Source organism: Nonomuraea terrae, from assembly GCF_004348995.1.
Taxonomy (GTDB): Bacteria; Actinomycetota; Actinomycetes; order Streptosporangiales; family Streptosporangiaceae; genus Nonomuraea; species Nonomuraea terrae.
The window spans coordinates 1-8,663 of sequence record NZ_SMKQ01000285.1; the positions used below are offsets into that span (position 1 = coordinate 1).

6 protein-coding genes are annotated in these 8,663 nt (G+C 72.7%); 2 read left to right on the forward strand and 4 right to left on the reverse strand.

Features of this window, described 5'->3' with window-relative positions:
• The coding region (locus E1286_RS43580; protein WP_223190899.1) for a hypothetical protein at window positions 1–1,928 on the reverse strand (1,928 nt) is incomplete at its 3' end.
• A 268-nt stretch (window positions 1,929–2,196) separates the two neighbouring features.
• Between E1286_RS43580 and E1286_RS43585 the strand changes: the two genes are divergently transcribed.
• Entirely contained in the window at window positions 2,197–3,975 is a 1,779-nt protein-coding gene (locus tag E1286_RS43585) for a SpoIIE family protein phosphatase (RefSeq protein ID WP_132622721.1), read from the forward strand.
• On the opposite strand, the gene E1286_RS43590 is transcribed toward E1286_RS43585, so the two are convergent.
• The gene (locus tag E1286_RS43590; protein ID WP_132622723.1) at window positions 3,976–4,635 is read right to left on the reverse strand and encodes a FadR/GntR family transcriptional regulator; all 660 of its coding nucleotides are present in this window, start codon (window positions 4,633–4,635) and stop codon (window positions 3,976–3,978) included.
• Window positions 4,636–4,706: 71 nt separating this feature from the next.
• Window positions 4,707–5,708: an ADP-ribosylglycohydrolase family protein gene (locus E1286_RS43595; RefSeq protein ID WP_132622725.1), complete on the reverse strand. Its 1,002-nt coding sequence runs from the start codon at window positions 5,706–5,708 to the stop codon at window positions 4,707–4,709.
• Between the two features lie 75 nt (window positions 5,709–5,783).
• Between E1286_RS43595 and E1286_RS43600 the strand changes: the two genes are divergently transcribed.
• Window positions 5,784–7,709 (forward strand): Xaa-Pro dipeptidyl-peptidase, encoded by a 1,926-nt coding sequence (locus E1286_RS43600; protein WP_132622727.1) that lies wholly within the window; start codon window positions 5,784–5,786, stop codon window positions 7,707–7,709.
• 43 nt (window positions 7,710–7,752) lie between these two features.
• Here E1286_RS43600 and E1286_RS43605 read toward each other — a convergent pair.
• Window positions 7,753–8,663 (reverse strand): hypothetical protein (locus E1286_RS43605; protein ID WP_223190900.1); only part of this gene is annotated, 911 nt, incomplete at its 5' end.

Sequence of the window (8,663 nt, forward strand, 5' to 3'; positions counted from 1 at the left end):
CACACGAGCAGCCCCGCCGCCAGCGTCGCCCCCGCACCGCCCACCGCCCGTACCGCCGTCCGGCGCGCGGCGACCGCGCAGACCGCCGTGACCAGCAGCAGCCCGGCGGCGACCGCCCCGGTGGCCTGCCGGTCGGCCAGCGCCCAGCACGCGGCCAGCACGCCCGCGTACCCGCCCAGCCACAGCGCGGCCCCGGAGCGGCGGTCGGCCGCCCACAGCAGCGCACCGCACAGGGCCACCAGCACCGCCGGCGACGCCGGGTACGGCAGCCCCGCCGCCACCGGTGCGGTCAGCACGGCCAGGGAGCCGGCGACCAGGCAGACGGCCTGCCGCAGCCCGGGCGTCCACAGGTCTCCGCGTGAGGGCACGAGCGCGGAGCCCAGCGCCGCGGCCGCCATGACCACGGGGGTCGCGACGGAGTCGTCCCACCGGATGCCGGACGGGCTCAGCAGGCCGAGGTCCGGGGCGTCCGGCCAGGCGGACATGACCCAGCCCAGCGGGGCGAACGCGACCGTGGCGACCGCGGCCGCCTTCCACGCGGCGGCCGTCCCCAGCACGAGCAGCCCGCCCGTACGGACGCCGTCGCGCAGGCGCGCGGGCAGCCCGATCGCGGCGGCCAGCACAGGACAGGCCGCGCCCGCGACCACGGCCGCCACCCACGAGCCGGGCACGACGTGGACGGGCACCCCGAACAGCGCCGCCGCCGCGGCAAGCGCCGCGCAGGCGCCGATCACCCCGCGCGCGACCGCCCCCCGCGTCGCACCGGCCCACGACAACGCCACCAGGGACGCCACTCCCAGCACGCCCGCCAGCGCCGGCAACCCGAACGCCCCACCCCAAGCCACCGCGGCCAGCCCAGAGCCGGCCGGCCCAGAATCGGCCAGCCCAGAGCCGGTGAGGCCCGTGTCGGCGGGGCCTGTTCCGGGCAGTGCCGTGCTTGTCAGGCCCACGCCTGCCAGTCCCACGCCGGCGAGCCACGTGATGGAGCCGGCGGCGGCGGAGGTGACGTACTCGGCGGCGGCTCGTGCGCGCCGGGCCGCCCGCCACAGCAGCAGGTCCAGGGCGGCGGTGGCGACCAGCGCCCCCGCCGGCCACGCCCCGCCCGCCGGCAGGTCCGCCTCCATGGCCAGCCCGGCCAGCGGCAGCGGCGTCTGGGCGAGGACGATCGCGACCGGCGCGGGCAGCCGCAGCGGGGCCCGCCACGCGTACAGGGCCCACACGGCGGTCAGGGCGGCGGCGCCCACGGCCACACCCCACAGCGGATCCAGCCAGGGCCCAGCGGAAGGACCGCCGTCGTCGCCGGAGATCCGCAGCACGGCGACGGTGTCCAGCGGGATCAGCACGAGCCCGATCAGCGCCACCGTCTCGGCGGTCGCGACCAGGCGGCGGCGCACGAGCAGCCAGGGGGCGGCGAGCACCGCCAGCGTGAACACCGTCAGGATGAGCGCCCGCAGGGCCGGCACCTGCCAGCTCACCAGCGTGAACACCACCGCCGCGATCGACAGCAGCACCCCGCCGAGCAGCAGGAGCAGGTTCTGCACGGCCCGATGCGACAGGTCCCGCCGCGGCCCGGCCGCCTTCTCCTTCGCCGGAGGCTCGGACGCGGCCGGTGATGCCGTGGAGTCCGGCTCGGGAGCCGCCTCCAGGGAAACCACCCCGGTGCTGTCCGCACGCTTCTGGGTGAGCGCCCCGGCGCTGTCCGCGCGCGTCCGCGTGAGCGCCTCTGTGGTGGCGGCGCGCATCCCTGTGAGCGCCTCCGCGCGGCGCTTCGCCAGCGCCTTGCGTCGTTCCTCCAGCTCGGCGAGCTCGGCAGAGAGGGCCAGGTACGCCTCGGCGGCGGACCCGCTCAAGAGCAGGCCGCAGCCGGGGCACGACGCTGCGCGGCCCTTCAAGGCGGCACCGCAGTCGGGACAGCGCGGCAAGTCCATGCGGGGAACCTCCCGAAGATCGGGTTCGCTCCCGACCATGCCGCACGATTTCCTGCTTTGTCTGGTAATCCCGAATATCTAATCGAGTACCGAGCGAGTACCGAGTGAATGCCGAAGTGCGGCACGAAGCGAACACCGAAGCGAACACCGAAGCGGGCGCCGCTTCCCGGCCGCGACCGTCTGGCGGCGGGTGCGGAGTGGGCGGCGAGTTTGCCAAAACAGGACAAAAGCCCTATCTCGCCGCGTCCACCAGGGGCATGGGAGATGTGTGAGCCGGTACCCATCTCTCGCCCCCTATGAGAGCACCGCCGCCACGGCGAAGCTCCGCTCTCAGCTGGAACGCGTTCGCGGCCGGATGCGCGACAAGGCCGTCCTGGACCAGGCGGTCGCCAAGCTGGCGACCAGGGAGAACATCCGGCCCTGCGAGGCCGCCGAGCGACTCGCCGGAATGGCCCAGTACAGCGGGCTGGAGCCGGACGAGGTGGCCAGGCGCGTGCAGGCCCCGCCCGTCCCGGACCTCCCCCTGCCTGACGTCGGCGAGTGGGTCAAGCCCATGCTGGAGACCTTCCACGACTCGGCCTCCTACTCCTGCCCGGTCAAGGATTCCTTCGGCCGGGTGGTCGACTTCTTCGTCGTGGCGGTCAACAGCCACTGCAAGACCCCGGACGGGCGTATCGGCGAGGAGCTGAAAGGGCAGCGCCTGCTGACCATCAGCCCGGGCGTGGCGGCCTCCGGGCTGCTCGACGAGTACATCACGGCGTTCGAGACGGGCGTTCCCTTCCACCGCGCGCTGATGGAGCACGTCGAGATCATAGGCGAGCGGCTCTGGCCCTCCACGATGAGCGTCCGCGCCGCCCGGGTGGCGGACGGCCTGCTGCTGAGCTGGTGCGTGCTCGACGACAAGGACATGCTCGTCTCGGGCTGGAGACGCGCGCAGGACGCGGTCGGGCTCGGCTGGGGCGAGTGGAACCTGGCCACCCGCCAGGCGATCTGGACCCATCAGATGTACGAGGTGTTCGGCCGCGACACCGGCGCGGGGCCCGTCGCGCTGGAGGACATCCCGGCCATGGTGCTCCCCGAGGACCTGCCTGTGCTCGACGACGTGATCGACTCGCTGCTGGAGGCCAGGGAGTCGATCGAGACCGAGTTCAGGATCCAGCATCGCTACGGCGTGCGGCACGTGAGCGTCGTCGCCGAGCCGCTGCTGGACACCGTCGGCGTCCCGGTCAAGCTCCGGTTCCTCGTCCAGGACGTGACGAGGGTCCGCCGCAGGGAACGCGCCGAGGCCAGGGCGCAGGAGCGGGCGGTCCGGCAGCAGGAGCGCGCCGAGGAGGAGCACCGGGTCGTCGACCACCTGCAGAACACCATCCTGCCGGTCGGCCGGGGCGTCAGACGGCTGCCCGGACTGGCCGTCGCCGTCCGCTATCTGCCCGCGGAGGACCTGGCCTGGCTCGGCGGCGACTGGTACAAGGCCCGTGCCGTCCCGGACGGCAGAGCACTGCTCGTCATCGGCGACGCGATGGGCCATGGCCTGACAGCGGCCGGCATCATGCTCCAGATGCGTGCCGGCCTGGCCGGTCTCGCCTACACCGGCGCGCCCGCGCACCAGCTCGCCCTCTGGCTGAACACCCTGCTGACCGGCACCAACGAGGGCGTGACGGTGACCGGCACGGCGATCATCGGTCACTTCGACGCCAAGAACCGCACGTTCGCCTGGACGAACGCCGGCCACCCGAACCCCCTGCGCGTGAGGGACGGCCACGCCGAGCTGCTGGAGGGCAGCCGGGGCCCCTTGCTCGGCGTCTTCGACGCCGAGTACGAGCTGACCACCACCCGGCTCGAACCCGGCGACGTCCTGCTGTTCTACACCGACGGGGTCGTCGAACGGCGCGGAGAGGACCTGGACACGGGCGTGCGCACGCTGATCCAGGCCGTGCAGGCGTGCGTCGCGGAAGACCCCGACGAACTGATCGACTGCGTGCTGGAGCGGCTCGGCGGAGACCACATGGAGGACGACGTCTGCCTGCTCGCCGCGCGGGTGCTCTAGCTAGAGCCCGCGTTCCTGCCGGTCGAGGATGGCGATGGAGACGGCGACCGCCCGGGCCGGGTCACCGTCCTCGATGGCCTTCAGCAGCTCCCCGTGGGAGTCGTCGGGCTCGAGGGCGGCCTCCTCGCGATCTCTGACGCTGTCGCGCAGGGCCTCGATCATGGTGCGGTAGAAGTCGCCGAGGAGGGCGTTGTGCGCGGCCTCCGCCACCCGCAGGTGGAACTCCGCGTCGGCGTCGGCGAACCCGTCGAGGTCGCCCGCCCCGCCGGCCGCGTCCCTGCGGGCCAAGGAGGCACGCATCGCCGTCAGGTCCTCCTCCGTGCGCCGGCCCGCCGCCAGCCGGGCGGCGACGAGGTCGAGGCCGCGGCGCACGTCGATGATGTCCATGGCCGCGGCCGTGTCGAGGCGGCGGCGCAGGGCGACCTGTGACTCGTCCGTCGCCGTGACGTACGTGCCGTCGCCCTGCCTGGTGTGCAGCAGACCGGCATGGGCCAGCACCCGCACCGCCTCGCGTACGGACAACCTGCTCATGCCGAGGCTCTCGGCCAGCTGGTGCTCGGACGGGATCTTGGTCCCGACCGGCCACACCCCTTCGGCGATCTCCCGGCGGAGCTCCGCGATGGCGGCGTCCACGAGTGACGTCCGGGCGACGTTCCGCATGCACCCACTCCTCATCGGCTGGAGGACTTCCACCCTAGATTCCGTACGCCGCCCCGTGGCGGCGGCGGCGTTCAGGACAGTTCCGCGGCGAGGCGCTCGATCGTCTCGCGGCCCTCCAGCGGGCGCAACCAGGCGGCGGGCAGGACGGCGGCGCCGTGCCGGGCGCCCAGGAGGTTCCCGCAGACGGAGCCGGTCGAGTCGCTGTCGCCGGAATGGTTGACCGACAACAGCAGCGCACTCTCCACGGAGGGTTCGGCCAGCGCGCAGTACACCCCGATGGCGAGGGCCTCCTCGGCGATCCAGGCGCCGCCCAGCGACTCCACCCGTTCGGGCGACGGCGCACCTTTGTCGGCCAGCGCCACGGCCGCGCGCAGGGCCGCCGTCGTCTCCTCGTGGCCGGGGTGGCGGGCCAGCAGGCCCATCGCGTGGCGGACGGCGGGCTCCAGCTCCTCGCCGGTCATCAGGTACGCGACGATCGCCGCGAACGCGCCGGCGGCCAGGTAACCGGTCACGTGCCCATGGGTGATCTGGGCGCAGGCGGCCGACCACTCGAACGCCTCCCGCGGCGAGGGCGCCACCAGCCCGAACGGCGCCGAGCGCATCACCGTGCCGCAGCCCTTGGACCCGGGGTTGACGGGCCCGGGCCGGCCCATCGGCGACGGGCCGGGGAAGGACTGGTGCAGGCCCGACAGGCAGGCGTTGCCGGGGGCCCGCCGTGAGTACAGCCAGCCCTCCTCACGCAGGCGTCCGGTGCGGTGGGGGAGATCCGGCGGCGGAGGCGCCGGATGGTTCTGCGTGTCGAGCCATCGCAGATACGCCTCCCGAACCTCCCGCACGACCTCAGCATGCGAGTCGCGGGCTCCGGCCAGGGCCTCGGCCGTGAAGAGCGTCATCTGGGTGTCGTCGGTGATGAGCCCCGTCCGACCCCGCCATGTCGCGACAAATCCGGTGATGCCGTCGGCCCCGTGATCCCTGCGGATCTGCCGTAACGAGTGGAACTCGATCGGCGCCCCGAGCGCGTCGCCGATCGCCCCGCCCAGAAGGCAGCCGCGGACCCGTTCCTGAACATCCATGCTGGGATCTTGCCAGCTTCCTGCGCGTCTGGAAGATTTGCCACTAATTTTGATCACCTGTCCCGGAGGTCACGAGTGTCACAATTACGCCCAGCCCTCCTCGCCGTCGCCGCCCTGGCCCTCTCCCTCACCGTCGCGACCCCGGCCCAGGCCGCAGCGGCTCCCGCGATCACCGTCGAGGACGGCCGCACCCAACCGGTCTTCTCCTACGCCGACGCCGTGCGCGAGCACGTCTACGTGGAGGCGCCCGTCGACAGCGACTCCGACGGAAACCTGGACAAGGTCCGGGTGGACATCATCCGTCCCAAGGAGTCCGGTCCCGGTCTCAAGGTTCCGGTCATCATCGACGAGAGCCCCTACTACGACAACTCGGGCCGCGGTAACGAGTCGGAGCGCAAGGCCTACGACGCCGCCGGAAATGTCACGAAATTTCCGCTCTTCTACGACAACTACTTCGTACCCCGCGGCTACGCCGTCCTCCACGTCGACATGATCGGCACCACCCGCTCCGGCGGCTGCCCCGACATGGGCGGCCCGGCCGACGTGCTCGGCGGCAAGGCCGTCATCGACTGGCTGAACGGCCGCGCCAAGGGCTTCAAGGCCGACGGCAGCCCGGCCCTCGCCGACTGGACCACCGGCAAGGCCTCGATGATCGGCAAGTCGTACGACGGCACCCTGGCCAACGCCGTCGCCGCCACCGGCGTCGAAGGTCTGGAGACGATCGTGCCGATCTCGGCGATCAGCTCCTGGTACAAGTACCAGCGCTCCAACGGCGTGATCTACAACTACGACTACATCTCCTACCTGACCAACGCCGTCGACACCGACCCCGACGCCAAGTGCCAGGCCGTCCGCGACGCGCTGGACGCCGCCGACGGCGACGACACGGGGAACTACAACCCGCTGTGGGCCGAGCGCGACTACATCGACGGCACGCTGGCCGACGCCTCGAAGATCAAGGCGAGCGTCTTCGTCGTCCACACGGTCAACGACCTCAACGTCAAGCCGGACAACTTCTCCACCTGGTGGCAGGCTCTGGCCGACCGGGACGTGCCGCGCAAGATCTGGGTCGGCCAGACGCAGCACGTGGACCCGTTCGACTTCGAGGGCCGGCGCGGACTGTGGGTGGACACCCTGCACCGCTGGTTCGACTACTGGCTGCACGGCGTCCAGAACGGCATCATGAGTGAGCCCCGCGCCGACGTGGAGGTCGGCCCGGCACAGTGGATCACCCAGCGCGACTGGCCGGCGCCGTTCGCGGTCAAGGCCCCGCTGCGCCCGTCCCCTGACGGCTCGCTCGGCCTGTCCCGCGCCGCCAAGGGCAGCACGGCGACGTTCACCGACACCCGGATGAACGAGAACGCCATGGTCGCCGACATCGGCACGCCGAACCCGGGCCGGGTGGCGTTCACCACGGGTGAGCTGCCGGTGGACCTGCGCCTGTCCGGCACGCCGACCGTGGACCTGCGCGTCAAGCTGGACAAGCCGACGTCCAACCTGACCGCGCTGCTCGTCGACTTCGGCGAGGACACCCGCGTCGACTGGCGCCGCGGCCAGGGCATCACCACCCTCACCGAAGAGGACTGCTGGGGCGAGAGCACCGCGGCCGACGACGGCTGCTACCGCAAGGTCGTCACCAACGTCGCCACCCGACCGCTGGAGATCGTCGCCCGCGGCTGGATCGACGTGCAGAACCGCGAGTCGCTGAGCGAGTCCGCGCCGCTGCCCGTCGGCGAGTACGGCAAGGTCAAGTGGCAGACGCTGCCGCAGGACTACATCTTCAAGAAGGGTCACCGGCTCGGGCTGGTGATCGCCGGCACCGACTCCAACTACAGCGACGAGGCGGGAACCGGCGCGCGGGTGACCGTCGATCTGACGAAGAGCAGCGTCGTCGTGCCGTTCGCGTCACCGCTGTCCGGCCTGCCGAAGGACAAGGTCAAGTTCCACGGGCCTGACCGGGTCGAGCTGCCGCAGCCCGACTCCGAGTTCCGCTTCTTCTAGAAGACCCAGGCGTAGGGCCTCGGGCTCCGCGGAGCCCGAGGCCCTACCCGCACCGGCTCCACGCCACGTCGAGGGTGAGCGTGCCGCCGCCGGTGGCGGTGCCGCCCGTGCGGCGGCCGTCGCCGGTGGTGCGGCCCTCCCACCGCAGGGTGATCTCCCCGCGCTCCACGCCGGGGACGCACACCATGGGCTCCTGGACCCGGAACCGGGTGCCCGACACCTCGATGCCGTCCGTGGCGGAGACCGAGGTGATCTCACATGAGCCGGTGCACGACAGCCGGAACGACCCCGTACGCTCCGGGCCCAGCCACAGCGACGACGGCGACAGCCGCGCCACCGGCGGGTCCGGCCTGGGCAGGTCGGCCTTCCTCGGCACCGGCGTCATCGCGGACCCGGCCGCCTGCGGGGCGGTGACCTCGGCCACCCACCGCGAGGGCCGCTCCAGCAGCACGCTCGTCTGCGCGGCGGCCTTGGTGATCGTGACCGGGTGCTCGCGCGCGTTCATCACGGCCCACACCAGACCGGCCGCCAGCAGCGCCACGCCCATGACCAGGCCGAGCCTGGCCACCACCCGGAGCGGCGCGCCGGTCTCGGAATCGTCGTCCTGCGGCGGGTCCCGCCAGAACTCCTGCCACCGGTCGCCGTCGCCGCCCGCCGTCAGGTCGATCCCGCCGTAGCGGATGAGGGCGCCGTCGCGGTGCTCGCCGTTGCTCTCACCCTTGGTGGACACGGTGTAGACGAGCTTGTCGCCGTACGCGCCGCCGCGGAAGGCCCGGGTACGGCTCGGCGGCGTGAACGGATGCCGCCCCCGCACCGCCGGCACGGCCGGAAGGTCCCGAGCCGGGGCGTCCGGCAGGTTCCGGTCGCCCTGGGGCGGGATGTCCGGCAGGTTCCGGCCGGCGTCCCGAGACGGAACGTCCGGAACGTTCCGGTCGGCGTCCCGGGGGGGTGGGT

What these genes read in the sequence shown, in the direction of transcription:
- E1286_RS43590 (WP_132622723.1), bottom strand. Translation starts at nt 4,635, where the DNA reads ATGCGGAACGTCGCCCGGACGTCACTCGTGGACGCCGCCATCGCGGAG.
- E1286_RS43595 (WP_132622725.1), bottom strand. Translation starts at nt 5,708, where the DNA reads ATGGATGTTCAGGAACGGGTCCGCGGCTGCCTTCTGGGCGGGGCGATC.